The organism is Nocardiopsis sp. EMB25, from assembly GCF_026797795.1.
GTDB lineage: Bacteria > Actinomycetota > Actinomycetes > Streptosporangiales > Streptosporangiaceae > Nocardiopsis > Nocardiopsis lucentensis.
The window spans coordinates 4,114,693-4,138,740 of sequence record NZ_JAMTDN010000001.1 but is presented as its reverse complement, the minus strand read 5'-3'; the positions used below and the strand labels follow the sequence as shown (position 1 = coordinate 4,138,740).

Sequence of the window (24,048 nt, the reverse complement as noted above, 5' to 3'; positions counted from 1 at the left end):
CGCGGACCACGTCGGATACTGGGACGCCACCCATCCGCCCTCCGCCCAGGAAGGACCGCCCCATGCCGCACGAGTCCCCCATGACGCCGGAATCCGGCCCCTCCCACTGGGTGGACATGCGGTGGCGGCTCGCCTGGGAGTGGCTCGCCTGGACGGGAGGGTGTGTCGGCGTCACGATCCTCATGGCCGTGCTGGCGGTCGACGCGGTGGTGACCGGGCTCCCGGGGTCGAACGCGTTTCCCTTCGTCCTGTTGGTGATCCTCGTGCCGCTGTGCTGGGCGCTGTTGCACATGGCGCCGCGCTACTCGACCCGCCAGGGGGTGGCCGTGGACGGGGCCGGGATCACGCTCGTCCAGGAGTCGAAGTGGTGGTTCCGGGGGCGTACCACGCACTTCGCCTGGTCACGTGTGACGCGGATCAGCAGGGAGGTGATCCGCAGCCGCTACGGGACCAGCTATCTCGTCGACATCGAACTGACCGGTGCCCTGGCCCAAGAGCGGTACCCGACGTGGGTCCTCCTCGACTGGAGGAAGATTCGGATCGGGTTGGACAGGGCGCAGTACGAGAATCTGTCGCAGATCCTGCGCACCGCGCGCCCCGACCTGTACGCCGGGGAGTGAGGCGTCGCGCGGGGCGGTCACCTCGATCTCCAGGAGGAGAGGGTCGGTTCCAGGTGCGCTCGGCGTTGACCAGCTCCTTGTCCCGCTCCGCGCTCGACCTCCATCTCCGCCACGTACGTCTGGATTCCGGCCAGCGTGAGCGGGCGCTCGGGCAGCGGCTCCACAGGGCCTCTTCTCTCAGGGGGCGAGAGCACGGAAGGTTAGCGGTGGGACGCGGGTGCGGGCAGGCGAATGGACCAACTCGCGGGCCAGCGGTCTCCAGGCGTCCTCGTGCGGTTCGGTCATCGGGGCGGCTCCGTTCAGGAAACGAGGTTTCCGGGGGCGTCCAACCAGACCCGTTGACCCTCGGGGGTCACGGTCACGCCGAAACGGGTGTGTTCCGGGCGGCCCGCCTTCCGCCACCAGGAGTACGCCTCGGCCAGCTCGTCGAAGAGGCGGCGCGGGCCGTGTTGCCGAACCCTGTAGTCATGGGGGCCAGGCTGAACACGCCACGAGGCCCAGGAACCCGAACCGGGATCCATCAGGTACACCGTGTAGTTCGGGTTGCCAGGGACGTCGTCATCGAAGACCAACAGGTCCTTCATACCGGGTACCCGCAGTCCGATCGCGAAGCTCGCGTCGAAGTCGCTGATCGGCTCGTACGGGTGCAGGTCCGTGGATGTCTCGGTGTACTCGTGCTCGGGGCGAACGCGGTCTTCGAGGGAGCCGTGTGGCGTCCGCTGACCGCGCACCCACATGAACCCCACGTTCCCGCCGAACCGCCCGGACGCGGTCCCGTCCGCCTCCACCTGGAGCCGAAGCAGCGTGCCGTTGTGGAAACTGGTCCCCCAAGGGGTGACGACGCGGCCGCCAGGCGACGTCTGCTCGACCCACGCGTAGGGAACACGCTGGACGGCGGCGGTCGCCAGTACTCGGTCGTAGGGAGCGTCAGGCGGATAGCCCTTCTCACCATCCCCAGTGACCACGTGAACGCCAGAGCCAGCAAGGGCCTCCTCTGCCTGCCTGGCCACGGCCGGGTCGATCTCCACCGACGTCACGTTCCCACGGCCGACCTTGTCGGCGAGTAGGGCGGCGTTCCACCCGGTCCCAGTACCGATCTCCAACACTCGGTGCCCAGCGGCGAGATCGGCGGCTTCCAACATCATCGCCACGATGCTCGGCATGGACGCCGAGGAGGACCGGTATCCGCGCCTGGTCGCGTCACCGTCGTCGATCTGGGTGATGAGCGGCCTGTCGCTGTAGCAGGCACGTAACCACGCCTCAGGATCTTCGACCCTGGTGAGGGGCGTCAGGTCATCCTCGCTCTCGACCCAGATCCGGTCGGGGACGAAGTGGTGGCGAGGTACCCGCATGAAGGTGTCCCGCCAGGTTGAGGAGGGGCTGACCTCCTCGACGAGGCGGGACCGGAGGTCTTCGGCGCTGGTCATTTGTCGTCGCGCTCGTGCTTTCCGTCTCCGCTGCCGCCGTCATCGGGGGTTGGTGGCGGGATCGGGCGGTCGGGCTTGTGTCCGTCGCTGGTGGAGTTGTCCTCGTGTTTGCCCATCAGGGCCTCCGCGGGGGTGAGGGGAAGGATTGAGATGACGGTAACTCGATCAGCACGCTGAGTCAGAGCGTTGGCCGGGAATGGTCTGCGGTGTGTGTCCCGGGGCGGGCGTGGGTAGGCGTGGGCCCCTGGCCGGTTCAGGGATTGGTGCGGAGGGTGCCGACAAGGCGGGCGATGTCGGCCGCCTCCTTGTCGGCGTCGATGGTCAGGGCGAGCCGGTGGACCTCGGCCAGGGAGATGAGCAGGTCGGTGATGGGTGGTGTCCTCCCGGTCGTGGGGGTGGGGTGGGCGAGGTCGGGGCGGTGACGGAGGAGGGTTCGGACGGCCTCGGCCAGGTCCGACAGATCGTCGGGGCCGGTGGTGTTCGCTCGGCCGTACGGGTGGACCGCGAGGGGGCGGACGGTGGCGAGCGGTGCGGAACGGCGGACCCGTCGGGGGAGGGGCGCGTGGTCCTGCCGGGTTGCGTGGGGCACGGGTGGCTCCTGGTCGTTCGTGGGCGGGTCAGGGGCGCTCAGTGCCGGTGCGGGCCTCCCGAGTGAGGAGGGCGTGGACGTGTTCGGCGGGGAAACGGTGGCGTCCGGTCGGCGTCGTGAGGCTGGTCAGGTGGCCCTCCCTGGCCCAGCGGACGACAGTGCTGGCGTGAACCCGGAAGAGGGCGGCGACCTCGTTCGGCGTTATGAGGGTTCCGGCGGCCGGGGCGGAGCCGTGCTCGGCGGTCATCGTCGTGGTGCCTTTCCCGGGCGGGAGTCGGGGGTGCGCGGCGCGGGGGCGATCGGGGCCGCCTGCGGGTCGGCCCCGTACACCCCGGTCGGGAACGGCATGCCGACGCACGGCCCCGGGCTGGCCAGCTTCTTGGCGAGCTGGCCCGGGGTGTCCGCCATGAGCGTCGGTTCGGTGGTCGTGTGCGGGGCCCGGTCGGTGGCGATCCAGGTGTGCTCCGTGCACCGGATCCAGTACCGGTCCCCGTACTCGGCCCGGAGGCGGGCGAGGTCGGCTCTCGCGCTCATGAGGCGACCCGCAGCGCTTCGGCGAGCCTCATCCGGAGTTCGGTGAGAGAGGCGGCGGTCAGGCCGACCAGCCCGTCGCGGCCGTCGACGCGCAGGGCCCGCCAGGAGCCGTCGGCCTCCCACGCCGTCCACCCGGGGAAGTCCCGGCGGAACGCGGCGACGCGACGGTCGGAGTCGTTCGTCATCCGTGGCGCGTCGGGTGGCGCCACGCGTTGACAGGTCATCGGCCTCACCTCGGGGATGTCGGGGTGAGACGACCGTAGGAGTCATACCGCGCGGGGAAGGGCACAAAATGTGCCCCCTCGATGTCAGACTGTGAGCAGCCCCATCTTCTCCGCCAGCACCGAGACGCGCCGCTGTCGTCGTCCGTCCCGCTCGTCGAGTTCTTCGAGCAGGATGCGGCGGGCGTACCCGTTGTAGCGGATCGTCTCGGGGGCGGCCTCGTGCGCGGCTTCCAGGACCCGGAGCGCGGCCTCGGGTTGTGCGTCGAGGTGGTAGGCGCGTGCCTGTTCGATCTCGTGGCGGGCACGGCGCGGCCGGGACGGGATGGGTGCCTCCGACGCTCGATCGGCTTGACGTACCGACTCTCCCCCAGCGCGGAGCTCCACGGCGATCGTGACGGCGTGCGCGCCCATGATCGCGCGGGAGAAGCTCGTCACCGGGTGATAGTACGAGGCGGGTAGGCGTTCGGCGACGGCGTTGGCCGCGTCCCATCGGCCCCACGCGGTGCCGATCTCACCTCGTCTGGCGGCGGTGTACCCGTCCTCGAACAGGGTCGCGCCGTGGATCGCCGCGACGTCGGTTCTGGCGACATCCGTGTACCGGCCGAGGAGCGCCAGGGTCTGGGAGGTGACGACGTCGGCGGCGTCCCAGTCTCCGGCGTCCCGGTGGGCCTGGGCCATGAGCCAGGAGGCGACACCGATGGCGTGCAGGTCCCCAGAGTCCTGCGCGGCGACCATGCCGCGTTCGGCCACCCGCCAGAGGAGGTCCTGGGCGGGCTGGTAGGCGATGAAGAACTGAGCCAGGGCGTAGACCTCGGAGAGGACGGCTTGCGCGGCCCTGCGTGTGGTGCGGTCGTCTACCTGGTGGGCGGCGAGCTGCGCGTCCTCGATCAGGTCCGGGAGGAGTTGTCCGAGCACTTCTCGGTGGTTGGGGGAGGAGTGCCGAGCTGACCACGCGTGGGTGAGGCGGGCGCGAAGGTGTTCCACAGGGGGTGCTTCGCGCTGGGTGAGGGCGGGCATGGCGTTGATCGCGGTCCGCACTGCGGGCAGCCGGGTGTGCCCGGGGCCGGTGAACAGCGAGATGGGCATGGACTGGTCGCCCGTGAGCTGGGACAGGTCCCGGAGGCGGAGTGCTTCGGCGAGCCGGAGGAGAATGGCGAGTTTCGGGGTTTGGAGGCGGCCGTTCTCCACGGCCTTGACCCAGCTCGCGGATTTACCGACGAGCCCGGCGAGAACCTCACGAGTCATGCCTCGGCGCGTGCGTTGGATCTTCAGGCGCTGCCCGAAGGAGAGATCCGGGCTGTCAGGAGTGGGGGCGGGCTCGCGCATATCGGGCCTCATCCTGTCTGAGTTGGTCGCACCGCTCAGCCTACGTTGGGGCCTTCGCCGTGTCAGGGGTGCGATCGGTCCGTGACCGACGAGGGCGGCCTGTCCATGGTGTCCCGGATGGCTCGCAGTAGGTGTTCCCAGGTGGGGAGGCGGGACTCGTAGGGGGCGTCGTGGTCGTAGACGAGTGTGACGGCGGGGATGTCTCTGAGGGTGTCGAGCGACCGTTGGAACGCCGGATGTGCGGCGAGTTGTGGTTTGCAGTGGGGGACGACGATGGTGGGCACGTTGTAACCGACCATTTTGCACAGAAGCCCGATCGCGAAGTTGTCGGCGTGGCCGTTGGCGAACTTGTTCACGCTGTTGAAGGTGAGCGGGCACGCCACGACGAGGTCGGCGGGTGGGAGGCTCTTGCCGGTGCCGGGCATCCGGTACTCGACCCGGACGGGTTCGCCGGTCAGTTTCTCCAGTTCGTCAGGGGCGTGGAACCTCGTGCCGACGGGAGTGGACAGGCAGACCACCGTGTAGCCGTCGCTTTGCAGTCGGCGCACGAGATCGGGTACGCCTTCGGGGGCGGAGGCGCCGGAGACGACGAGGTAGAGGGTTTTCGCCATGCGGGCAGCGTAGGTGTCAGGGCGTGGGCGGCAGGATGACCCACCGAAGCTAGAGAGGCCTCTGATGGCAGACGAGCAGGACACCCCCACTGTGGATTTCCTGTACGAGATCGGCCTGCTCAAGCGGTACAAGCGCACCGGGTGGGTGATCGCCGGGGTACCTGACGCGGAGTCGATCGCGGACCACTCGCACCGGACGGCGGTCGTCGCGGCGGTGCTCGCGTCGATGGAGGGCGCGAACCCGGAGCGGGCGGCGTTCCTGGCGTTGTTCCATGACACGCAGGAGACCCGCACGATGGACGTGCCCTACATCGGGAAGCGGTATCTGAAGGCGGCACCGCCCGAGTCGGTGACCGCCGACCAGGTCGCGGATTTGCCTGAGGTGGTGGCTGACATGGTCAGCGGCGCGGTGGCCGAGTACGAGGCGAAGGAATCTCCGGAGTCGGCGTGCGCGAAGGACGCCGACAAGCTGGAGTGCCTGTTGCAGGCGGTGGAGTACCAGCAGCGGGGCACGGACACGCGGGCGTGGGTGGATTCGTCGTTGGCGGCGTTGAGGACCGCGTCGGCACAGCGGTTGGCGAAGGCTGCGTTGGAGCGGTCATCGCTGGCGTGGATGCATGAGGCGCGGGACGCGAAACCACCGCTGTAGGAACCGCCCTGTGCGCGGATTCCATTTCCGTTCTGGATTCGTTTTTGGCTGCGGTGGAAATAAGGTGTGCGACAGCGGGCCGCCCCGGTCGGGGCGGCCCTTTTTTGAGGCGGAGGAGAAACCGCCGCGCTCGGGTGGCGCGCGTGTCAGACGGTCGTGGCGAGCCATCCGATGGTCTCGGTGTTGTGCTTGCCGTCGCTCTGGGTGTTGTTGTCGATGAACACCTCGTTCAGGCGGATCAGGAAGCCCTCGCGGTTCACGTCATGGATGCGGATGCCCGGTGTCTGCGGGCCGTTGAAGGTCTGGGTGAGCGGCAGCACGACGACCTCCGCGCCCTCCGGGAACGGCGTGGGGAAGGTGACTCGGGTGAAGGTAGCGGTCTCGCCGGCGGTCGTTTCCACCGCGTCGGTGGAGTTCAGGTCGATCTTGCCGGTCTGGATCAGGCTCACGATGAATTCCTTCCTCGGTACGGTCGTGTCGGGTTGTTCGCCGCAGGTCGAATAGTGTGCGGAGATCAACCCGCACCGGCGACGGCGTTCGCTCCGAGTCATTCTCGGCCGGAAGTGATCGCGCGATGCGAATGAAATGTAACACGATTGTGGGGGTGGGTGCCGCATATTCCCCGAGGAAGTGATTGCTGGTGCAGAATGATTCTCGTTCCGGCAATGTTCTTTTGGCTGCGGAGTGGGTGTTCCGCCGGTGTTGTGCCATAAGGTTCGATGCTCTTATTTCGGGCAAAGAGGGTATTTGGCGTGATGTGCGCGAACCGACCTGGTTCTTTTCGAGTATTGGCCTGAGCTGCGCAAACACGAAACCTGGTGGTCGGTAGGTCCTGTTTCCCGAAAACGTTCGCCACCGAGCCCCGGGTGCCCTACTCTTCTTTGCGAACACAACTCCATACGACGAAGACCCCGCGACGGTAGGAAACCGCCCGGGGTCGTGGTCAGCAACTTCGATCTTTACAGCAAGGACTTGCCGACATGACTGATTCTAGTCGTGCGGTCCTCAGGTCTGCCCTGGAGACCGCCAAAGCCCTCCTCGCTCCCGCGCGCGGCCGTCACAGCGCCCGCCGTCGCCGCTCCACCCGGGTCCGCCCCTACGCGCCGACGCCCGCCCCGATCACCCCCGAGCCGACGCCCGATCCCCCGCAGGTCAGTGTCCCTCCCGCGCCGCGCCCGACCCCTCCGGTCAGGGACGCCGCCTTCATCCGGCCCTACCTCCTCGCCCACGAGCGCGAACTCGCCTACGCGGACGCACACCCCGCCCGCCGCCTGCGCGCCCGCACGACCCAGCCGACCGCCGACGGCCCCCGGGTGGTGAACCCCGCCTACACCCCCAAACACGCGGCCCCCGTGCCCGCGCCCCCGAGGGTTCCCGCCCCGCGCCCGGCCCCCGAAGGCGATCTGCTCGCCGCCCCGCCGACCCGGGAACCGGGGGAGTTCGACGAACTCGCCAGCCTCGTCCGCACCTGGCACGCCCAACGCTCCGGACTGCGCCCCCTCGTGCCCGCCGACTGATCCGGGAACAAACCGGGTGGGGCGGCGGACGACACCGCCGCCCCACAGGGAACCGGACATCAGCCCTCGTCGGCGGGCCGCCGGGTGTTCGGCACGATCGGGGTGTCCTTGGGACGCACGCCGATCTTCGACCCCAGCCACACCAGCGGGTCGTACTTGCGGTCCACCACCCGCTCCTTGAGCGGGATCAGCGCGTTGTCGGTGATGTGGATCCCCTCCGGGCACACCTCCGTGCAGCACTTGGTGATGTTGCAGTACCCCATCCCGAACTCGTCCTGCGCGATCTTCCTCCGGTCCGCGGTGTCCTCGGGATGCATCTCCAACTCCGCCACCCGCATGAGGAACCGCGGCCCGGAGAAGTGCTCCATGTTCTCCTCGTGGTCACGGATCACGTGGCACACGTTGTTGCACAGGAAGCACTCGATGCACTTGCGGAACTCCTGCGACCGCTCCACATCCTCCTGGGCCATCCGGAAGTCTCCGGGGCGGGTGGCGGGATCGGGCGTGAACGACGGGATCTCCCGAGCCTTCTGATAGTTGAACGACACGTCGCACACCAGGTCCCGAACGACGGGGAAGGTGCGCATCGGCGTCACGGTCACGACCTCGTCCGGCTCGAACACGCTCATCCGGGTCATGCACGACAACCGGGGTCTGCCGTTGATCTCCACCGAGCACGACCCGCACTTGCCCGCCTTGCAGTTCCACCGGACGGCGAGGTCGGGCGCCTGGGTGGCCTGGAGGCGGTGCAGCACGTCGAGCACCACCTCGCCCTCGTGCACGTCCACCGTGTAGTCGGTCAGGCCGCCGCCCTCGCCGGAGCCGCGCCACACCCGGAACTTCCGCTCACTCATGACCGCTCCTCCTCGGGCAGCTCTTCCTCGGTCAGGTACTTGGCCAGTTCGTCACGCTCGAACAGGGCCAGCAGTTCGGGCGGCACGTCGGCGACCGGACGCCGGGTCAGGACGACCTGATCGCCGCCGTCCGCCCGGACCGCCAGGTTCACCCGCCGCCACTCCGGCGACATGTCCGGATGGTCGTCGCGCGTGTGCCCGCCGCGCGACTCGGTCCGTTCCAGCGCGGCGGTGGCGATCGCCCGGGACACCAGGATCATGTTGGGCAGCGCCAGCGCCAGGTGCCATCCGGGGTTGTACACCCGGTCACCGGGCGCGCTCAGGATCCGCGACCGTTCCTCCAACTCGTCCAGCCGCTCCAGCGCCCGCTCCATCTCGGGGCCGCGCCGGATGATGCCGACCAGGTCGTTCATGGTGTCCTGGAGCTCACCGTGCACGTCGTAGGGGTTGACCCCGTCCCCCTGCTTGAGCGGGTACAACGCCTCGGCGACCGCCTGGTCGACCGCTCCGTCGACTGCGGAGCGCCGCGGCTCGGGACGGTCGGGCGCGTCCAGGTAGCCGCACGCCCCGAGCCCGGCCCGCCGCCCGAACACGAGCAGGTCGGACAGGGAGTTGCCGCCGAGCCGGTTGGACCCGTGCATCCCGCCCGCGACCTCGCCCGCCGCGAACAGCCCGGGCACGTCGGAGGCGGCGGTGTCGGCGTCCACGCGCACCCCGCCCATGACGTAGTGGCAGGTGGGACCCACCTCCATGGGTTCGGCGGTGATGTCCACGTCCGCCAGCTCCTTGAACTGGTGGTGCATGGACGGCAGCCGTCTGCGGATCTCCTCGGCGGGCAGACGTGAGGACACGTCCAGGAACACGCCGCCGTGCGGGGAGCCCCGGCCCTCCTTGACCTCGTTGTTGATCGCCCGCGCCACCTCGTCGCGGGGCAGCAGTTCGGGCGGCCTGCGGTGGTTCGCGGGGTCGTCGTACCAGCCGTCGGCCTCCTCCTCGGTCTCGGCGTACTGCGACCGGAACACGTCGGGCACGTAGTCGAACATGAACCGGGCGCCCTCGGAGTTGCGCAGCACCCCGCCGTCGCCGCGTACGGACTCGGTGACGAGGATGCCCTTGACCGAGGGCGGCCAGACCATCCCGGTCGGGTGGAACTGGACGAACTCCATGTTGATGAGGGACGCCCCGGCGCGCAGGGCGAGCGCGTGCCCGTCCCCGGTGTACTCCCAGGAGTTGGACGTGGTGCGAAACGCCTTGCCGATCCCGCCGGTGGCCAGGATGACGGTGGGCGCCTCGAAGACCACGAAGCCGCCGTCCACGCGCCGGTACCCGAAGGCGCCGAGGATCCGACCGGGCCCGCCGTCGGTGGACCCCTCGGTGAGCAGCCTGGTGACGGCGGTCTCGGCGAAGACCCGCAGCCGGGCGTCCGGGTCGCCGAACTCGGCCGCGTCCTCCTGCTGGAGCGCCACGATCCGCTGTTGGAGGGTGCGGATCATCTCCAGGCCGGTGCGGTCGCCCACGTGCGCGAGGCGGGGATACTCGTGGCCGCCGAAGTTGCGCTGGCTGATCAGCCCGTCCTTGGTGCGGTCGAACAGCGCGCCCCAGTACTCCAGCTCCAGGATGCGTTCGGGCGCCTCGCGGGCGTGGAGTTCGGCCATGCGGGGGTCGTTGAGGAACTTGCCGCCGCGCAGGGTGTCGCGGAAGTGCGTCCGCCAGTCGTCGTCCGGGTTGGCGTTGCCGAGCGCGGCGGCGGCCCCGCCCTCGGCCATGACGGTGTGCGCCTTGCCGAACAGCGACTTGGAGATGACGGCGGTGCGCTTCCCCTGCTCGCGGGCGGCGATCGCGGCGCGGAGCCCGGCTCCGCCCGCGCCGATCACCACGACGTCGTAGCCGTACCGGGTGATGTCGGGTTCTGTTGTGGAGGGCATGTGCCGGTGTCTTCCTTCCCCGGGGCTCAGTTGAGGATCCGCAGGTCGGTGATGGTGCCGCTGGCGACGAGGGCGATGTAGGCGTCGGTGGCCATGAGCGTGGCGATGCTGAACCAGCCGAAGTACATGTGCCGGTTGTTGAGCGTGGACAGCCGGGTCCACACCCAGTACTGGACGGGGTGGGTGCGGAAGGTGCGCAGACGCCCGCCGAAGACGTGGCGGCAGGAGTGGCAGCTGAGCGTGTAGCCCCAGAGCATGAGCACGTTGAGCAGCATGACCAGGTTGCCGACGCCGATCCCGAAACCGCCGTCGGTGCCGTGCGCGAAGGCGACCGCCATGTCCCACGTGTTGATCGCGGTGATGGCGAAGGCGGCGTAGAAGAAGTAACGGTGGCCGTTCTGGGGGAGCATGAGCGGCCGGGTCTCGCCGGTGTAGGAGCGGTGCGGCTCGCGCACGGCGCAGGCGGTGGGCGCCTGCCAGACCGACCGGTAGTAGGCCTTGCGGTAGTAGTAGCAGGTCACCCGGAACAGCAGCAGGATCGGCAGGCTGACCAGGGCGTAGGGGATCAGGGGCGGGAACTCGAAGGGGAGCCGCCCGAACAGGGCCGCGTCCGGGGCGCACTGCTGCGCCAGACAGGGCGAGTAGAACGGGGTCAGGTAGTGGTGTTCCTGGACCCAGTAGTGGTCCTGCTGGAACACGCGAACGGTTCCGTAGACGAGAAAGGCGGCCAGGCCCAGTGTGGTGAGGGTCGGGCCGAGCCACCACCGGTCGGTGCGCAGTGTGCGCGGTGCGATGCGCGCCCGGCCGCTGCCCGGTCGCGCTCTTTCGGTCGAGGTCACCGTGGTCTCCACCTCTCTGTGGAGAGCCCCGGGCGCACGGGCGGGCCGTCGTGCTCCCCGTGGCCGCGGCCGCTCTCCGTGCGTGCTGGACGGCTGGGGAGAAGCAGTAGCGAAGCCGGTCTGCAACGCAACGTTAGGGTGCTGTGATCACGGTCACGTTCCAGTGCCGAAGAAACGCGGGGTGAACGTGTGTGAAATACGCCACTCTGGGTTGGGGTTTTGGTGACGTTTGCGTTATTTGTCGCAAATGGTCTTTTTGGAAAATTCACCCATTGTGGTATTGGAGTGAACTGAGGGGAACCTGTTAGCTTCGGCCCTTTTTTCGGGTTCGTGGCCCGGTGTCCGCTCCCTCGTCGTCGTCCGGAACCTCCCCGGGGGCGCCCGCGTCCGTGGCCGAGATCAGCACCTCCAGGTCCGGTCCCAGCTCCTGCGGCGTCAGACCCAGCAGGTACCGGTTGAGGTGGCGGCGGAAGGCGTCCGCCGAGTGCGAGGGCTCCACGTCCTTGCGGTGCGCCAGCGCCACCGTCCGCAGCAGGCGGGGACGCGCGAGGGGGGTTCCGCGCAGGCCGGGACGGTTGCGCAGCACCATGCTCGGCACGACCGCCAGACCCAGGCCCGCCTCCACGAACCGGAGCACGGCGTCCATCTCGCCGCCCTCGACGGCCAGCTCGGGTTCGAACCCGGCGGCCCGGCACGCGCGCAGCGTGGCCTCGCGCACGTCGTACCCCCGCCGGAACATGACCAGGGGGCGGCCCTCCAGCTCGGTGATGCGGATCGAGGCGCGGCCGTTCGGCGAGGGCTGGCTCATCGGGCTGGCCACCACCAGGTTCTCCCGCAGGATCGGCGTGGTGGCGAAGTCCGGATCGCTGCTCTGGAGGGGGAGGATGATCAGCGCCAGGTCCAGCTCGCCGCGGCCCAGGTCGCGGATGAGGTCGCGCGAACCGCTCTCCTCGACCTGGAGTTCGATCCCCGGGAAGCGGGTGTGGAAGTCCGCGAGCACGTCGGCCAGCAGCCCCGCGCACAGGGACGGGGTCGCGCCCAGCCGCACCCGGCCCCTGCGGACCCCGGCCAGCTCCGCCACCTCGCGGCGGGCCGTCTCCAGGTCGGTCAGCATGCGCTGGGCCAGCGGCAGGAGCGCCTCACCCGCCGGAGTGAGTGTGATGTTTCCCCTGGCACGACTGAATAACGGTGCGCCCAACTCCCGCTCAAGGCTGCGGATCTGTTTGCTCAAGCTCGGCTGCGCGACGCGCGAAAGCTCGGCTGCGCGGGTGAAATGGCGTGTACGGGCTACCGCGACGAAGTACGCGAGCTGCTGGAACTGCATGCTCCATAGCCTAGAGCTATGGACACCAGCGTCCTGATGACTTGGACGTCAGACTTAACTCGATTTTAAAGTGGCAGGCTGTGGCGAACAGTACCTTGACCAAGAAGCGGTCTACGGCCTACGGGTCCACGGTGGCGCTCAAGTCAGCGATGGCGGTCACCGGTGCGATCCTTGTGCTGTATTTGATCGCGCACATGTACGGCAACCTCAAAGTCTTCATGGGCCAGGAGGCCTTCGACGGCTACGCCGAGGGACTCCGCGAGCTCGGCTACCCGCTCCTGCCGCATGAGGGCTTCCTCTGGATCGCGCGCCTCGTCCTCCTGGCGAGCGTCCTCATCCACATCTACTGCGCGGTCGTCCTCACCGCGCGCGACAACCGCGCGCGCGGCGGCGTCCGCCGATACCAGGTGACGAAGCGCGTGCAGCGTTCGTACGCCTCCTACACCATGCGTTGGGGCGGCGTCCTGATCGCGCTCTTCGTGATCTTCCACATCCTGCACCTGACGGTGAACGTCATCGCTCCGGGCGGTGCCTCCGACAGCCCCTACGAACGGCTCGTCAACGGCTTCCAGCCCGAGTTCTGGTACGTGACCCTGTTCTACGTGGCGGCGGTCATCGCGGCCGGCTTCCACCTGCGGCACGGCATCTGGAGCGGCGCCGCCACGCTCGGCGCCAACAAGGCCAGCCGCCAGGGCAAGATCAACGCCGTGGCCGTGACCATCGCGCTGGTCGTGACCGTCGGCTTCCTTCTCCCGCCTCTGGCGGTCACCTTTGGACTGGTGAGCTAATTGTCTGAGAACGACCTGTACATCGAGGGCGAGCCCGTCCGGGACGAGAAGGCGCCCGAGGGCCCGATCAACGAGCGCTGGGACAAGCGCCGTTTCTCGGCCAAGCTGGTCAACCCCGCGAACCGGCGCAAGCTCTCCGTCATCATCGTCGGCACCGGTCTGGCCGGGGCCTCGGCCGCCGCGACCCTGGGCGAGGCGGGCTACAACGTCACATCCTTCTGCTACCAGGACAGCCCGCGCCGCGCGCACAGCATCGCGGCGCAGGGCGGCATCAACGCGGCCAAGAACTACCGCAACGACGGCGACAGCATCCACCGGCTGTTCTACGACACCGTCAAGGGCGGCGACTTCCGATCCCGCGAGTCGAACGTCTACCGCCTGGCGCAGACGTCGGTCGAGATCATCGACCAGTGCGTCGCCCAGGGCGTGCCCTTCGCCCGTGAGTACGGCGGCCTCCTCGACAACCGCTCCTTCGGCGGTGTCCAGGTCTCCCGTACCTTCTACGCGCGCGGCCAGACGGGGCAGCAGCTCCTGATCGGCGCCTACCAGGCCCTGGAGCGCCAGGTCGCGGCGGGCACCGTCAAGATGAACACCCGCCACGAGATGCTCGAGGTCATCGTCGTGGACGGCAAGGCGCGCGGCATCATCGCCCGCGACATGGTCACCGGCGAGATCGAGACGCACTTCGCCGACGCCGTGGTCCTGGCCACCGGCGGTTACGGCAACGTGTTCTTCCTGTCGACCAACGCCATGGGCTGCAACGTCACGGCCGCCTGGCGGGCGCACCGCAAGGGCGCGCTCTTCGCCAACCCGTGCTACACGCAGATCCACCCGACCTGCATCCCGGTCAGCGGCGACTACCAGTCCAAGCTGACCCTGATGAGTGAGTCGCTGCGCAACGACGGCCGCATCTGGGTGCCCAAGAAGGGCGGCGACGACCGCGACCCGCGCCAGATCCCCGAGGACGAGCGCGACTACTACCTGGAGCGCATCTACCCGGCCTTCGGCAACCTCGTGCCGCGTGACATCGCCTCCCGCGCCGCCAAGAACGTCTGCGACGAGGGCCGCGGCGTCGGCCCCGGCGGTCTGGGCGTCTACCTGGACTTCGCCGACGCGATCAAGCGCATGGGACGGGCCGCCGTCGAGGCCAAGTACGGCAACCTGTTCGACATGTACCAGCGCATCACCGGTGAGAACCCGTACGAGGTTCCGATGCGCATCTACCCGGCCGTGCACTACACCATGGGCGGTCTGTGGGTCGACTACGACCTGCAGAGCTCCATCCCGGGCCTGTTCGTGACCGGTGAGGCCAACTTCTCCGACCACGGCGCCAACCGCCTGGGCGCCAGCGCGCTGATGCAGGGTCTGGCGGACGGCTACTTCGTCCTGCCGAACACCATCAACGACTACCTGGCGGACGGCCCGTTCGAGCAGCTCGACGAGAGCCACCCGGACGCCGCCGCGGCCAAGGAGCAGGTCACCTCCCGGATCGAGAAGCTGCTCTCCATCAACGGTTCCCGCACCGTCGACTCCTTCCACAAGGAGCTCGGCCACATCATGTGGGACTACTGCGGCATGGAGCGCAACGAGGAGGGCCTGACCAAGGCCATCGAGCGCATCCGCGAGCTGCGCGCCGAGTTCTGGCGCGACGTCAAGGTGCTCGGTACCAACGACGAGCTCAACCAGGCCCTGGAGAAGGCCGGCCGCGTGGCCGACTTCCTGGAGCTCGGCGAGCTCATGTGCATCGACGCCCTGCACCGCCGCGAGTCCTGCGGCGGCCACTTCCGCTCCGAGAGCCAGACCGAGGACGGCGAGGCGCTGCGTCACGACGACGAGTTCGCCTACGTCGCGGCCTGGGAGTTCGGGGGCCAGGACAGCAAGCCCGTGCTCCACAAGGAAGCCCTGGAGTACGAGTACGTCGAGATGAAGCAGCGGAGCTACAAGTGAACATCACCCTGCGCGTATGGCGCCAGAAGGGCCCGGGCGACGAGGGCCGGATGGTCAACTACGAGCTCTCGGACGTCTCGCCGGACATGTCCTTCCTGGAGATGCTCGACGTCCTCAACGAGAAGCTCACACTTCAGGACGAGGACCCGGTCGCCTTCGACCACGACTGCCGTGAGGGCATCTGCGGTGCCTGTGGTGTCGTGATCGACGGCGAGGCCCACGGCCCGGAGGTCACCACCACCTGCCAGCTGCACATGCGCAGCTTCAAGGACGGCGACACCATCACCGTCGAGCCGTGGCGCGCCAAGGCGTTCCCGGTGGTCAAGGACCTGGTCGTGGACCGCGGCGCCTTCGACCGGATCATCCAGGCGGGCGGTTACATCAGCGCCCCGACCGGTACCGCCCCGGACGCCCACGCCAACCCGATCCCGAAGCCGGACGCCGACCGCGCGTTCGACGCCGCGACCTGCATCGGCTGCGGCGCGTGCGTGGCGGCCTGCCCGAACGCCTCCGGCATGCTGTTCACCGCCGCGAAGGTCACCCACCTGGGCATGCTCCCGCAGGGGCAGCCCGAGCGGGCCTCGCGCGTGGTGAAGATGGTCAACCAGCACGACGAGGAGGACTTCGGCGGCTGCACCAACATCGGTGAGTGCGCCGCGGTCTGCCCGAAGGGCATCCCGCTGGACACCATCTCCCAGCTCAACCGCGACCTGCTGGGCTCGCTCAGCAAGGGCATCGGCTGACCGCCGACCCCACGCGTCGCACGGGGCCGCGCTCCTTTCCGGTGAACACCGGGGGCGCGGCCCCTCGCGTGTCCCGGGCGGTCACGGGTCCCCGCTCGCCGTCCGGTCGTCCAGGGGTGTCCGGGTGCCTCAGCCGGAGTCGAGGAAACGGCGGACCGAGGCGGCCGAGGCCGGTCGTCCGTGCCCGAACAGGAACCGCGTGGGCCGTGCGTCCAGGACCCGGCGGGCACTGCGCCGCAGTCGCCCGGTGTCCTGGGCGAGGAAGGGGAGCCCGGGGCGGTCGCGCCGCGTCATGCTCCCGGCCAGCAGGTCCCCGACCAGGACCTCCCCGCTCTCCCGGTGCCGCAGGCTCACCGAACCGGGGGTGTGCCCCGGGGTGTGCAGCACGTCCACCGGAACCCCGTGGGCGTCCAGGTCGGCGCCGTCGCCCAGGACCACGTCCGGGGTGAACGCCGGGAACCCGGTGTCCAGGGTGCGCCGCAGGATCCTTCCGAACGGGTTCAACGGCGTGTAGAGCTCACTCGTCCCGGACTCCGCCCACTCCCTCTCCGCCTCGTGCACCGCCACCGGGACCCCCAGCCGTCGGCGGAGCGCGGCGGCCCCTCCCGCGTGGTCGGGGTGGCAGTGGGTCAGGACGATGAGGGAGATCGAGGCGGAGGCGATCCCCGCCTTGGCCAGGCGGCCGAGCAGCCGGTCCTCGCCTCCGGCGAAACCGGTGTCCACGAGGACGGTGCGCTCGCCTCGGATCGCGTAGGCGGCGGACGCGCCCAGGGGGAGCGGGACGACGGGGGTGTTCATCGGGACTCCTCGCGGGCGGCGGGCACGGGCGGGGCGGAGGTCAGTTCCCCGGGCGAACCGATCCGGGCGATGTGCCGGTCGGGCCGGACGAGGTAGGCGGAGCCGTGCAGGCGGGCGGTGGCGCGCCCCCGGTCGAGCGCGGTCGCGACGCCCCGCGTGGTGTGGGCCGCGGCCCAGTCCGGGGTGATGAGGCGGACGGCGCAGGAGTCGGGCACGGACAGCCCCTCGGCCTGTGCGGGATCGGTGAGCAGGAGGGTGTGCCGGTCGTGCGGCAGCAGGTCGTGCAGGCGGCGGGTGCGCTGGGTGAGCCCGTCGAAGAACTCCGGGTCCGGCAGCCGGTCGCCGCCGACCAGGTCGCCCGCGCGGCCCCCGGTGCCCGAGGCGCGGCGGTAGCGGTGGTCGAGTTGGGAGAACCTGCGGGCGAGTGCGCGTCGCGCGCGGTCGGAGGACCGCAGAAGCGTCAGCGCCGCGTCGCGCAGATGGCGGCGCGGGTCGCCGCGCAGCAGCATGGCCTGGGCGCCCCGGTGGGTGAAGGCGATGACCTCGGCCGCGACCGGGTGGCGTTCGTCCTGGTAGCCGTCGAGCAGTCCGGCGTCCGCGCCGTCGATGACGGCGGCCAGCCGCCAGGCCAGGTTCATCGCGTCGCCGACGCCCAGGTTGAGGCCCTGGCCGCCGAACGGGGTGTGGACGTGCCCCGCGTCCCCGGCCAGGAACACCCGCCCGCCCCGGTAGCGGACGGCCTGCTCGTGGGCGAGGGAGAAGGTCCAGAACTCGTCGACGGCGTGGATGGTCCCCTCGATGCCGGTGCGGGCCATGCAGCGCTGGGCGTCCTCGATGCTCGGCTCCACACCCGGTGTGGCGGTGTAGGCGAGGCGGTAGCGGCGGTCACCGGGCAGCGGGAAGACGCCGAAGATCCCCTCGGTGTCCCCGGAGAAGGTCATCTCGTTCCGGGGCAGGGGCCAGTCGACGACGGCGTCGCACAGCACCCAGTCGTCGGCGTAGGGGGCGCCGGTCCGTTCGATGCCGAGGAGTCCGCGGACGGTGCTCCTCGCCCCGTCGCAGCCGACCAGCCAGCGGGCTTCCAGGGTGCGGGACCGGCCGTCGGCGGTGACCGTGGCGCGCACCCCGTCGGTGCGCTGTTCGATCGCGACGCACTCGGTGCCGCGCTCGACCCGTACCCCGCGTTCCGCGAGCCGGTCGATGAGCAGGTGCTCGGTCCGCGCCTGGGGGATGTCGACCATGAACGGATAGGCGGTGTCCGCGAGGGTGCGAAAGTCCACGGCGATCCGGTCGCGGTGGCCGGTGCGCAGGGCGAGGACGTCCACGCGCTGGCCCTCGGCCAGGACGGCGTCCGCCACGCCGAGGTCGCGCAGGTGCTCGAGGGTGCGGGCGTGCAGCGCGGCGGACTTGGTGAGTTCCAGGACGCCGTCGTGCTTGTCGATGATCCGTACGCGGACACCGAGGTCGTGCAGGCGCGTGGCGAGGGCGAGCCCGGTCGGGCCCGCTCCCACGATGAGGACGTCGGTCATGGCATCTCCAAAAACGAATGTTCGTTCTTTTTAGAATCCCCCGCGGAGGGTGCGTCTGTCAAGAACGGTCGTTCGTTCTACGATGTGCGCATGCCACGAGTCTCCGACGCCTACCTGGCGCAGCGCCGGGAGCACATCCTGACGGCGGCGGCCGCCTGCTTCGCCCGGGACGGCTTTCACCGCACGTCCATGCGGAACGTGATCGACGAGGCGGGGCTGTCCCCGGGGGCGGTCTACCGCTACTTCCGGGGCAAGGACGACATCATCGTCGCGATCGCCCTGGACGCGATCGGCGCGGTGCAGGACGTCGTCCGCGAGTCGATCGCGCGACGCAGACCGTTCCCGGAGCTCGTCGGGGAGCTGCCCGCGACGATCGAGGCGATGGACCGGGCCGACTCCCGAACGCGCCTGGCCGTCCAGGCCTGGGGGGAGGCGCTGCGCGACACGGCGCTGCGCGACGCGCTGAGCGCCGGGCTCGACGGGGTGCTCGACCAGCTGCGCGCCCGGGTGGAGCTCGGGCGGGCCGACGGCCAGATCCCGGAACGGGTGGATCCGGCGGCCACGGCGCGAGTGCTGCTCGGCCTCGTGCAGGGGTACATCCTCCAGCGCGCCTGGGATCCCGACCTGTCCGCGGCCGACTACGGCCGGGCCGCGCGCGATCTGGTGGTCGGCTCCCTGTCCGCCTGACCGCCGCCGGTCGACGCGCCGGTCGGGGGTTCGGCCGTGCGCGGGTCAGACCGCCAAGGGGCGCAGCATGCAGTAGGTCGGGGGCGCCGACGGTTCGTTGACCGCGCGCACCACCCGGAAGCCGTGGCGCTCGTAGAAGCCGATGTTGGCGGGGTTCATCGTCTCCAGGTAGACCGGGACCCCGTCGGCGTCCGCGCGGGCCAGTCCGTCGCGCAGCAGGCGCGAGCCCACACCCGTCCCCTGCACCGCCGGATCGGTGCCGAGCACCGCCAGGTACCAGTGCGGCTCCTCCGGAGCCGTGGCCCGCACCGCCCCCAGGAACCGGAAGACCCGGAGGACCCGCGCCACCCCCATCAGCCGCACCCAGTGGGGCAGAGAACGCAGTGCGGTCAACGGTCCCTCCGCCGTCTCGCCCGGCGGCGTCCACAGCGCCGCCCCACCGATCACCGGTGTCCCGCCGGCGGTCTCCCACGACTCGTGGACCCAGGCCGTTCCGCCCGGTACGTGGCCGAACCCGGCGTTCAGCGCGCACACGCGCATGCTCCTGGCGAGGCGGTCCTCCCCGTCGGGGAAGAACCACCGGAAGAGCGGATCGTCCTGGAAGGCGCGCCCCAGGACGCGGACCAGACGCGCAACGTCGTTCATCGTCGCGGTGCGGACGCGAACGTCCGCCGGAGTCGTGGGGGTCATGCGCGCCGCCTCATTCCCGTGGAGCCGGGTCCGGGTCACGGCTCATGCTAGGCGCGTGACGCGGCTGTGCGTAGACCCTTGGCGACGTCCCGTCACATCGGAGCACGCGAGAGGAAGTGGCTGGTGCCGATCCCGGGGTGCTCGACCTCGCGGACCACCTCGAAGCCGAACCGCTTGTAGAAGGCCACGACGGTGGGGTCGAGCGTCTGGGTGAAGACCGGGGTGTATTCGGCGTCGGCCCGGTCCAGGCCCGCCGACAGCAGCTCCCGGGCCAGTCCGGCGCCCTCGACGGCGGGGTCGACGCCCAGGGCCGCCAGGTACAGGTGGGGTTCCTGGGGTGCGGCCATCTTCCATTCGGCGAAGACCCGGACGAAGGCGCTCATCCGGGCCCGACCGATCAGCGCACCCCAGTGCGGCCAGGTGCGCAGCGACACCAGCGGCCCCTCCGGGTTGGTGGCCGGGGGCGCCCACAGCGCGGCCGCCCGGACCACCGGGGGGTCCGCGGGAGTCTCGGCCACCTCGGCGACGCGGGTGTCCCCGGACCGGACGTAGCCGAAGCCCGCCGTCAGCGCGAGGAAACGCCGGGTTCGGGCCATCCGCTGCTCGTCGTCGGGAAACAGCCACCGAAAGAGCGGATCGTCGTGGAGCGCCCGGCTCAGGACCCGGGCCACGGCGGGCACGTCGTCGATCGTGGCGGGGCGGGCTGCGGCGGTGACGATCGGACTCATCCCAAGAACTCTCCGGCTAGGGGGCGCTCCGCACATGGTAGATCACGGTACTGTCACGGCGAGTTCGGGGGCGGGTGGCGGTGGCCGAGCTCACATCGGGCGCGCGTTCACACCGACTGGTCGAACACGTGCGCCCGCACCCAGGCGTGCATCGCCACCGCCGCGGCGGCGCCCGCGTTGATCGACCGCGTCGACCCGAACTGCGCGATCGACAGCACCGCCTCGCACACCTTCCGGGCCTCCTCCGACAGCCCCGGGCCCTCCTGGCCGAACACCAGGACGACCTCGCGGGGCAGCGGGTGGGTCTCCAGGGGGACCGCCCCCGGCAGGTTGTCGATCCCGACCAGCGGGAGCCCGCGCTCCCCGGCCCACCCCAGCAGCGCGGCGGTGTCGGAGTGGTGGTGGACGTGCTGGTAGCGGTCGGTCACCATGGCGCCGCGGCGGTTCCACCTGCGGCGGCCGACGATGTGCACGGCCGCGCAGCCGAAGGCGTTGGCGGTGCGCACGACCGAACCGATGTTGAAGTCGTGCGACCAGTTCTCCACGGCGACGTGGAACGGGTGCCGCACGGCGTCGAGGTCGGCGACGATCGCCTCCCGCCGCCAGTAGCGGTAGCGGTCCACGACGTTGCGACGGTCGCCCCCGGCCAGGAGTTCGGGGTCGTACCGGTCGTCCTCCGGCCAGGGGCCGACCCACGGCCCCACGCCCACCTCGCGTGCCTCGTCCTCACCGGGGGCGGGAGACGGCGTCGGGGCGGTCGCTGGCGCGGAGTACTCGTTCATCCGTTCCAGCTTACGGACCTCGTCAGCGTCCGGATCCGTGGACGTTCCCGCCGTGCACGTGTCCGACCTGGATCACCGTGCCGCTGACGTCGTCGGCGCGGTTGACCACCGGGCCGTAGGTCACCTGCCCGGGCTGGGCGGCCAGGGCGTCCATGAAACGGCGGATCTCCGGTTCGGCCTCGGCCGCGCGCTCCAGGTGGCCGGCGACCGCGGTGATCGCCGCCTCGTCGTCGGGCTCGAGCAGGGCCTCGTCCAGCGCCTCCTGGGCCTCGGGGTCGCCGCGGAAGTACCGGAAGACCGTCTTGCGGAAGGACTTGAAGTCGTCGATCGTCGCCTGACTGACGACCTCGGCGATCTTGGCCACGGTGCCGGTGGCGACGGCCGTGGCCAGGGCGATGGTGGAAGGGTCGGGCATGGGGGCTCTCCTCCCGAGGGGTGTGTACGCTCCCCAGTCTTCCCCGTCAGGCGGTGCGCTGTCGCCTTCTCGCGACCAGAAGTGCCACCGCGCGCCAGCCGAGGAGCGTCACGGCCAGGAAGACGGAGGTCACCAGGACGAAGCTGAGCGGCGCGTCCTCCCCGGTGGCCAGGCGCGACACCATGCCTCCGGCGACGGTCACCGCCCAGACGAACAGACCGGTTGGCCAGATCCGGACAGGGGAGCGCCAGGCCAGGGTGACCACCCAGCCCAGCACGAGGGCGGCCAGGAACGGCCACGCGGTCGAGGCCACCGCGGGGAGGGCGAGTCCGGTCTCGTGGTCGGCCTTGCCGATCACCACGAAGGCGAGCACGCACACCAGGTCGGCCGCCAGAGCGAGCGGCGCCGTGAAGGAACGCATACCCCAAGGCTATGGCCGCCGCCGGCGGGCCTTCCGGCGGGTCGGGCGGTGGAGGCGACGGGGTGTCCCGGGCGGGTCCCCGGCGGCCTCGGGGACCGGGCGGGTCCGACTGGCTCCGATCGGCTCCGGGCGGTCCGGGAGCGTCGGGTGACACCGTCTGGTCATAACGTGAACCACACGCGAGTCACACGCGTCAATCCCCGTTGGGGCGGCCACGGGACCGCCCCACGCCCACGGGTACCCGGACCCTCCCCGGTCCCGTCGAGCTTCCAGCCCGCCCCGCCACCGAGTGACAGATCGGCCGACGCATGCCCCCACGCCAGTCCTCGCCGGTACCGCCCGCTGGACCGGGTTCCGCCCCGCCCCTCGGGTTGCGGCCGCTCACGGCCGACGAGCCCCGTCGTGTCGGTTCGTTCCGCGTGGTCGGGCGGATCGGGGCGGGCGGGATGGGGTCGGTGTACGCGGCCCTGGACGACGCCGACCGGCGGGTGGCGGTCAAGTGCGTGCACCGGGTCTACGCCGCCGACGCCGAGTTCCGCCAGCGCTTCGCGCGCGAGGTCGCGCTGGTCCGCCGCGTGAGCGCTGTCTGCGTGCCGAGCTTCGTCGACGCCGATCCCGAGGCCGACCTGCCCTGGTTGGCGACCGAGTACGTTCCCGGGCCCACCCTGCACGAGCACGTCGGGGGGAACGGTCCCCTGGCCGGGGACGCCCTCCCGGCCCTGGCGATCGGGTCGGCCGAGGCGCTGGCCGCGATCCACGCGGCGGGTGTGGTGCACCGGGACCTGAAGCCGGGAAACGTGATCCTGTCGCCCGAGGGGCCGAGGGTGCTCGACTTCGGTATCGCGCGGGCGGTGGAGGAGACCGCGCTGACGCGCACCGGCGGCCTGGTCGGGACTCCGGGGTGGATCGCCCCGGAGCAGTACCGGGGCGCCCCGGCCACGGACCGCTCGGACATCTACGCCTGGGGCGGGTTGGTGGCCTTCGCCGCGACCGGCCGCCACCCGCACGGTTCGGGGACCTCGAGCACGATGGCCGCGCGGATCCTGTCCGAGCCCCCGGACCTGGACGGTGTCCCGGCCGGATTGCGGGAGGTGCTGGAACGGGCGCTGGACAAGGCCCCCGAGCGGCGCCCGGACGCGGCCACCGCGATGCGTGAGGTCGCGTCGGCGCTGTTCCCCGACGAGACGGCCGCCGCGGTGCGCGGGGGCGGCGACGTCGACGTCCCTCGTGTCATGGGTCGGGCGTGGCCTGGAACAGGGGTCGTCGACCCGCCGGTGGAGGAGTGGCGGCGCCACGCGCCGCGCAGGCGTTCGTGGGTGGTGCGGCGGCGTGTGCCGCTGGCGGTCGGCGCCGCGGGGGCCGCGCTGGCGGTGCTGGTCGGCACGGTGGCCGGGACGCTGGCCCGCGAGGACGCGGACCCCGGAGCGGCGGACGGCGGCACGCCGGGAGGCGCGCAGGACCAGGTGCCGGTGGCGGAGGCGGGAGACGCGCGGGGGGCGGATGTGCCCTCCGACGTTCCCGAGGAGTACCGCGACCTGTACGAGAGCGGCCGCGTGATGGTGGCGTCCGCGTCGGACACCGCTCCCGAGCTCGTCCGCCGACTCGAACCGGCCTCCGGCGACGGGGAGGGACTGGACCAGCTGCGGCTCTCGTTCACCGCCACGGACCTGGTCGGCGACACCGCGCTCGTCGAGGTCAGGGCCGAGTACCTGCCGGACTTCGGAGAGCTGCAGATCGCCGAGTGGGACTTCGGCCGGGCCCCGCGGATCACCGCTGACCAGGGCGTCCTGGACGTCACCCGGCCGGAGACCAACAGCGTGTACGTGCTGAGCGCCCGCAATCCCACGGCCGACCTTCTCGTCGAGGTCGACGGCACGGAGGCGGGGCCCGTGTACTACGTGCCCGACGAGGTCCGGGACGCAGACGCGGCCATCACCGTCGACTACCCCGGCGGCGTCTGCTTCCGCCCGGAGAACGTGGTCGAGGACGGGGCCTACGACTTCGAACTCGAACCACTGAGGCCGTCCGTCGTCGAAGGAGGCCGGATCGACCACTGCGCTGATCGACCATGACCCCCGACT

The 24,048-nt window shown here is 70.6% G+C and carries 27 protein-coding genes; 8 read left to right on the top strand and 19 right to left on the bottom strand.

Annotated elements, in window-relative coordinates:
- Positions 1 to 62 precede the first annotated feature (62 nt).
- Positions 63 to 620 (top strand): hypothetical protein, encoded by a 558-nt coding sequence (locus tag KIK06_RS17945; RefSeq protein ID WP_017597025.1) that lies wholly within the window; start codon positions 63 to 65, stop codon positions 618 to 620.
- A gap of 299 nt (positions 621 to 919) precedes the next feature.
- On the opposite strand, the gene KIK06_RS17940 is transcribed toward KIK06_RS17945, so the two are convergent.
- From KIK06_RS17940 to KIK06_RS17910, 7 genes are all read right to left on the bottom strand, one after another.
- On the bottom strand, positions 920 to 2,047 hold the full coding sequence (locus KIK06_RS17940) for a methyltransferase domain-containing protein (RefSeq protein ID WP_268644266.1): 1,128 nt from the start codon (positions 2,045 to 2,047) through the stop codon (positions 920 to 922).
- A 253-nt stretch (positions 2,048 to 2,300) separates the two neighbouring features.
- Entirely contained in the window at positions 2,301 to 2,636 is a 336-nt protein-coding gene (locus tag KIK06_RS17935) for a hypothetical protein (RefSeq protein ID WP_017597022.1), read from the bottom strand.
- Between the two features lie 28 nt (positions 2,637 to 2,664).
- On the bottom strand, positions 2,665 to 2,883 hold the full coding sequence (locus KIK06_RS17930) for a helix-turn-helix domain-containing protein (protein WP_017597021.1): 219 nt from the start codon (positions 2,881 to 2,883) through the stop codon (positions 2,665 to 2,667).
- Complete coding sequence (locus KIK06_RS17925) at positions 2,880 to 3,170, bottom strand: hypothetical protein (RefSeq protein ID WP_268644263.1); 291 nt, start codon at positions 3,168 to 3,170, stop codon at positions 2,880 to 2,882. Before KIK06_RS17925 ends, KIK06_RS17930 begins: the two co-directional genes overlap by 4 nt.
- Positions 3,167 to 3,394, bottom strand: coding sequence for a hypothetical protein (locus KIK06_RS17920; protein WP_241479543.1), 228 nt, complete (start codon positions 3,392 to 3,394; stop codon positions 3,167 to 3,169). The genes KIK06_RS17925 and KIK06_RS17920 overlap by 4 nt, the downstream gene beginning before the upstream one ends.
- Positions 3,395 to 3,478: 84 nt before the next feature.
- Positions 3,479 to 4,720: a helix-turn-helix domain-containing protein gene (locus KIK06_RS17915; protein WP_017597018.1), complete on the bottom strand. Its 1,242-nt coding sequence runs from the start codon at positions 4,718 to 4,720 to the stop codon at positions 3,479 to 3,481.
- A gap of 62 nt (positions 4,721 to 4,782) precedes the next feature.
- Complete coding sequence (locus KIK06_RS17910) at positions 4,783 to 5,331, bottom strand: flavoprotein (RefSeq protein WP_268644261.1); 549 nt, start codon at positions 5,329 to 5,331, stop codon at positions 4,783 to 4,785.
- Between the two features lie 64 nt (positions 5,332 to 5,395).
- Here KIK06_RS17910 and KIK06_RS17905 point away from each other — a divergent pair, with 64 nt between their 5' ends.
- Entirely contained in the window at positions 5,396 to 5,980 is a 585-nt protein-coding gene (locus KIK06_RS17905; RefSeq protein ID WP_268644259.1) for an HD domain-containing protein, read from the top strand.
- A gap of 146 nt (positions 5,981 to 6,126) precedes the next feature.
- On the opposite strand, the gene KIK06_RS17900 is transcribed toward KIK06_RS17905, so the two are convergent.
- On the bottom strand, positions 6,127 to 6,429 hold the full coding sequence (locus tag KIK06_RS17900) for a hypothetical protein (RefSeq protein ID WP_017597015.1): 303 nt from the start codon (positions 6,427 to 6,429) through the stop codon (positions 6,127 to 6,129).
- Positions 6,430 to 6,960: 531 nt separating this feature from the next.
- On the opposite strand from KIK06_RS17900, the gene KIK06_RS17895 reads away from it, so the two are divergent.
- Positions 6,961 to 7,497, top strand: a complete 537-nt coding sequence (locus tag KIK06_RS17895) for a hypothetical protein (protein ID WP_268644257.1) — start codon at positions 6,961 to 6,963, stop codon at positions 7,495 to 7,497.
- A gap of 59 nt (positions 7,498 to 7,556) precedes the next feature.
- Here the strand turns inward: KIK06_RS17895 and KIK06_RS17890 are convergent, their stop codons facing one another.
- From KIK06_RS17890 to KIK06_RS17875, 4 genes are all read right to left on the bottom strand, one after another.
- On the bottom strand, positions 7,557 to 8,351 hold the full coding sequence (locus tag KIK06_RS17890) for a succinate dehydrogenase/fumarate reductase iron-sulfur subunit (RefSeq protein ID WP_268644254.1): 795 nt from the start codon (positions 8,349 to 8,351) through the stop codon (positions 7,557 to 7,559).
- A complete protein-coding gene (locus tag KIK06_RS17885; protein WP_268644252.1) occupies positions 8,348 to 10,276 on the bottom strand; it encodes a fumarate reductase/succinate dehydrogenase flavoprotein subunit in 1,929 nt (642 codons plus the stop codon). Before KIK06_RS17885 ends, KIK06_RS17890 begins: the two co-directional genes overlap by 4 nt.
- A 26-nt stretch (positions 10,277 to 10,302) precedes the next feature.
- Complete coding sequence (locus KIK06_RS17880; protein WP_268644250.1) at positions 10,303 to 11,115, bottom strand: hypothetical protein; 813 nt, start codon at positions 11,113 to 11,115, stop codon at positions 10,303 to 10,305.
- 304 nt (positions 11,116 to 11,419) lie between these two features.
- Positions 11,420 to 12,439: a LysR family transcriptional regulator gene (locus tag KIK06_RS17875; protein ID WP_268644248.1), complete on the bottom strand. Its 1,020-nt coding sequence runs from the start codon at positions 12,437 to 12,439 to the stop codon at positions 11,420 to 11,422.
- A gap of 131 nt (positions 12,440 to 12,570) precedes the next feature.
- On the opposite strand from KIK06_RS17875, the gene KIK06_RS17870 reads away from it, so the two are divergent.
- Genes KIK06_RS17870 through KIK06_RS17860 form a run of 3 tightly spaced genes read left to right on the top strand, consistent with a single transcriptional unit; the run spans position 12,571 to position 15,917 of the window.
- On the top strand, positions 12,571 to 13,227 hold the full coding sequence (locus tag KIK06_RS17870; RefSeq protein WP_086002991.1) for a succinate dehydrogenase cytochrome b subunit: 657 nt from the start codon (positions 12,571 to 12,573) through the stop codon (positions 13,225 to 13,227).
- Positions 13,228 to 15,174, top strand: coding sequence for a fumarate reductase/succinate dehydrogenase flavoprotein subunit (locus KIK06_RS17865; RefSeq protein WP_017597009.1), 1,947 nt, complete (start codon positions 13,228 to 13,230; stop codon positions 15,172 to 15,174).
- Complete coding sequence (locus KIK06_RS17860; RefSeq protein ID WP_017597008.1) at positions 15,171 to 15,917, top strand: succinate dehydrogenase/fumarate reductase iron-sulfur subunit; 747 nt, start codon at positions 15,171 to 15,173, stop codon at positions 15,915 to 15,917. The genes KIK06_RS17865 and KIK06_RS17860 overlap by 4 nt, the downstream gene beginning before the upstream one ends.
- Positions 15,918 to 16,046: 129 nt before the next feature.
- Here the strand turns inward: KIK06_RS17860 and KIK06_RS17855 are convergent, their stop codons facing one another.
- Positions 16,047 to 16,715 (bottom strand): MBL fold metallo-hydrolase, encoded by a 669-nt coding sequence (locus tag KIK06_RS17855; RefSeq protein WP_017597007.1) that lies wholly within the window; start codon positions 16,713 to 16,715, stop codon positions 16,047 to 16,049.
- Entirely contained in the window at positions 16,712 to 18,244 is a 1,533-nt protein-coding gene (locus KIK06_RS17850; RefSeq protein ID WP_268644245.1) for an FAD-dependent monooxygenase, read from the bottom strand. Before KIK06_RS17850 ends, KIK06_RS17855 begins: the two co-directional genes overlap by 4 nt.
- Before the next feature lie 90 nt (positions 18,245 to 18,334).
- Here KIK06_RS17850 and KIK06_RS17845 point away from each other — a divergent pair, with 90 nt between their 5' ends.
- Positions 18,335 to 18,931, top strand: a complete 597-nt coding sequence (locus KIK06_RS17845) for a TetR/AcrR family transcriptional regulator (protein WP_268644243.1) — start codon at positions 18,335 to 18,337, stop codon at positions 18,929 to 18,931.
- A gap of 45 nt (positions 18,932 to 18,976) precedes the next feature.
- Here KIK06_RS17845 and KIK06_RS17840 read toward each other — a convergent pair whose 3' ends face one another.
- The 5 genes from KIK06_RS17840 to KIK06_RS17820 form a co-directional block, all read right to left on the bottom strand.
- On the bottom strand, positions 18,977 to 19,621 hold the full coding sequence (locus KIK06_RS17840) for a GNAT family N-acetyltransferase (protein ID WP_268644241.1): 645 nt from the start codon (positions 19,619 to 19,621) through the stop codon (positions 18,977 to 18,979).
- A gap of 92 nt (positions 19,622 to 19,713) precedes the next feature.
- Positions 19,714 to 20,349 (bottom strand): GNAT family N-acetyltransferase, encoded by a 636-nt coding sequence (locus KIK06_RS17835; protein ID WP_268644239.1) that lies wholly within the window; start codon positions 20,347 to 20,349, stop codon positions 19,714 to 19,716.
- 107 nt (positions 20,350 to 20,456) lie between these two features.
- The gene (locus KIK06_RS17830; protein WP_268644237.1) at positions 20,457 to 21,131 is read right to left on the bottom strand and encodes a TrmH family RNA methyltransferase; all 675 of its coding nucleotides are present in this window, start codon (positions 21,129 to 21,131) and stop codon (positions 20,457 to 20,459) included.
- A 22-nt stretch (positions 21,132 to 21,153) separates the two neighbouring features.
- Positions 21,154 to 21,546 carry a hypothetical protein gene (locus KIK06_RS17825; RefSeq protein WP_017597000.1) on the bottom strand — a complete coding sequence of 131 codons (393 nt, stop codon included), beginning with the start codon at positions 21,544 to 21,546 and terminating at the stop codon, positions 21,154 to 21,156.
- Positions 21,547 to 21,592: 46 nt separating this feature from the next.
- Positions 21,593 to 21,967, bottom strand: coding sequence for a DUF3054 domain-containing protein (locus KIK06_RS17820; protein ID WP_268644235.1), 375 nt, complete (start codon positions 21,965 to 21,967; stop codon positions 21,593 to 21,595).
- A 308-nt stretch (positions 21,968 to 22,275) separates the two neighbouring features.
- Between KIK06_RS17820 and KIK06_RS17815 the strand changes: the two genes are divergently transcribed.
- The gene (locus tag KIK06_RS17815; RefSeq protein ID WP_268644233.1) at positions 22,276 to 24,039 is read left to right on the top strand and encodes a serine/threonine-protein kinase; all 1,764 of its coding nucleotides are present in this window, start codon (positions 22,276 to 22,278) and stop codon (positions 24,037 to 24,039) included.
- Positions 24,040 to 24,048 lie beyond the last annotated feature (9 nt).

Excerpts from the sequence above, each read along its gene's own strand:
- KIK06_RS17930 (WP_017597021.1), bottom strand. The coding sequence starts at position 2,883 with ATGACCGCCGAGCACGGCTCCGCCCCGGCCGCCGGAACCCTCATAACG.
- KIK06_RS17825 (WP_017597000.1), bottom strand. The coding sequence starts at position 21,546 with ATGCCCGACCCTTCCACCATCGCCCTGGCCACGGCCGTCGCCACCGGC.
- KIK06_RS17895 (WP_268644257.1), top strand. The coding sequence starts at position 6,961 with ATGACTGATTCTAGTCGTGCGGTCCTCAGGTCTGCCCTGGAGACCGCC.
- KIK06_RS17845 (WP_268644243.1), top strand. The coding sequence starts at position 18,335 with ATGCCACGAGTCTCCGACGCCTACCTGGCGCAGCGCCGGGAGCACATC.
- KIK06_RS17925 (WP_268644263.1), bottom strand. The coding sequence starts at position 3,170 with ATGAGCGCGAGAGCCGACCTCGCCCGCCTCCGGGCCGAGTACGGGGAC.
- KIK06_RS17830 (WP_268644237.1), bottom strand. The coding sequence starts at position 21,131 with ATGAACGAGTACTCCGCGCCAGCGACCGCCCCGACGCCGTCTCCCGCC.
- KIK06_RS17885 (WP_268644252.1), bottom strand. The coding sequence starts at position 10,276 with ATGCCCTCCACAACAGAACCCGACATCACCCGGTACGGCTACGACGTC.
- KIK06_RS17855 (WP_017597007.1), bottom strand. The coding sequence starts at position 16,715 with ATGAACACCCCCGTCGTCCCGCTCCCCCTGGGCGCGTCCGCCGCCTAC.
- KIK06_RS17940 (WP_268644266.1), bottom strand. The coding sequence starts at position 2,047 with ATGACCAGCGCCGAAGACCTCCGGTCCCGCCTCGTCGAGGAGGTCAGC.
- KIK06_RS17945 (WP_017597025.1), top strand. The coding sequence starts at position 63 with ATGCCGCACGAGTCCCCCATGACGCCGGAATCCGGCCCCTCCCACTGG.
- KIK06_RS17915 (WP_017597018.1), bottom strand. The coding sequence starts at position 4,720 with ATGCGCGAGCCCGCCCCCACTCCTGACAGCCCGGATCTCTCCTTCGGG.
- KIK06_RS17905 (WP_268644259.1), top strand. The coding sequence starts at position 5,396 with ATGGCAGACGAGCAGGACACCCCCACTGTGGATTTCCTGTACGAGATC.
- KIK06_RS17840 (WP_268644241.1), bottom strand. The coding sequence starts at position 19,621 with ATGACCCCCACGACTCCGGCGGACGTTCGCGTCCGCACCGCGACGATG.
- KIK06_RS17920 (WP_241479543.1), bottom strand. The coding sequence starts at position 3,394 with ATGACCTGTCAACGCGTGGCGCCACCCGACGCGCCACGGATGACGAAC.
- KIK06_RS17835 (WP_268644239.1), bottom strand. The coding sequence starts at position 20,349 with ATGAGTCCGATCGTCACCGCCGCAGCCCGCCCCGCCACGATCGACGAC.
- KIK06_RS17875 (WP_268644248.1), bottom strand. The coding sequence starts at position 12,439 with ATGCAGTTCCAGCAGCTCGCGTACTTCGTCGCGGTAGCCCGTACACGC.
- KIK06_RS17890 (WP_268644254.1), bottom strand. The coding sequence starts at position 8,351 with ATGAGTGAGCGGAAGTTCCGGGTGTGGCGCGGCTCCGGCGAGGGCGGC.
- KIK06_RS17850 (WP_268644245.1), bottom strand. The coding sequence starts at position 18,244 with ATGACCGACGTCCTCATCGTGGGAGCGGGCCCGACCGGGCTCGCCCTC.
- KIK06_RS17820 (WP_268644235.1), bottom strand. The coding sequence starts at position 21,967 with ATGCGTTCCTTCACGGCGCCGCTCGCTCTGGCGGCCGACCTGGTGTGC.
- KIK06_RS17815 (WP_268644233.1), top strand. The coding sequence starts at position 22,276 with ATGCCCCCACGCCAGTCCTCGCCGGTACCGCCCGCTGGACCGGGTTCC.
- KIK06_RS17910 (WP_268644261.1), bottom strand. The coding sequence starts at position 5,331 with ATGGCGAAAACCCTCTACCTCGTCGTCTCCGGCGCCTCCGCCCCCGAA.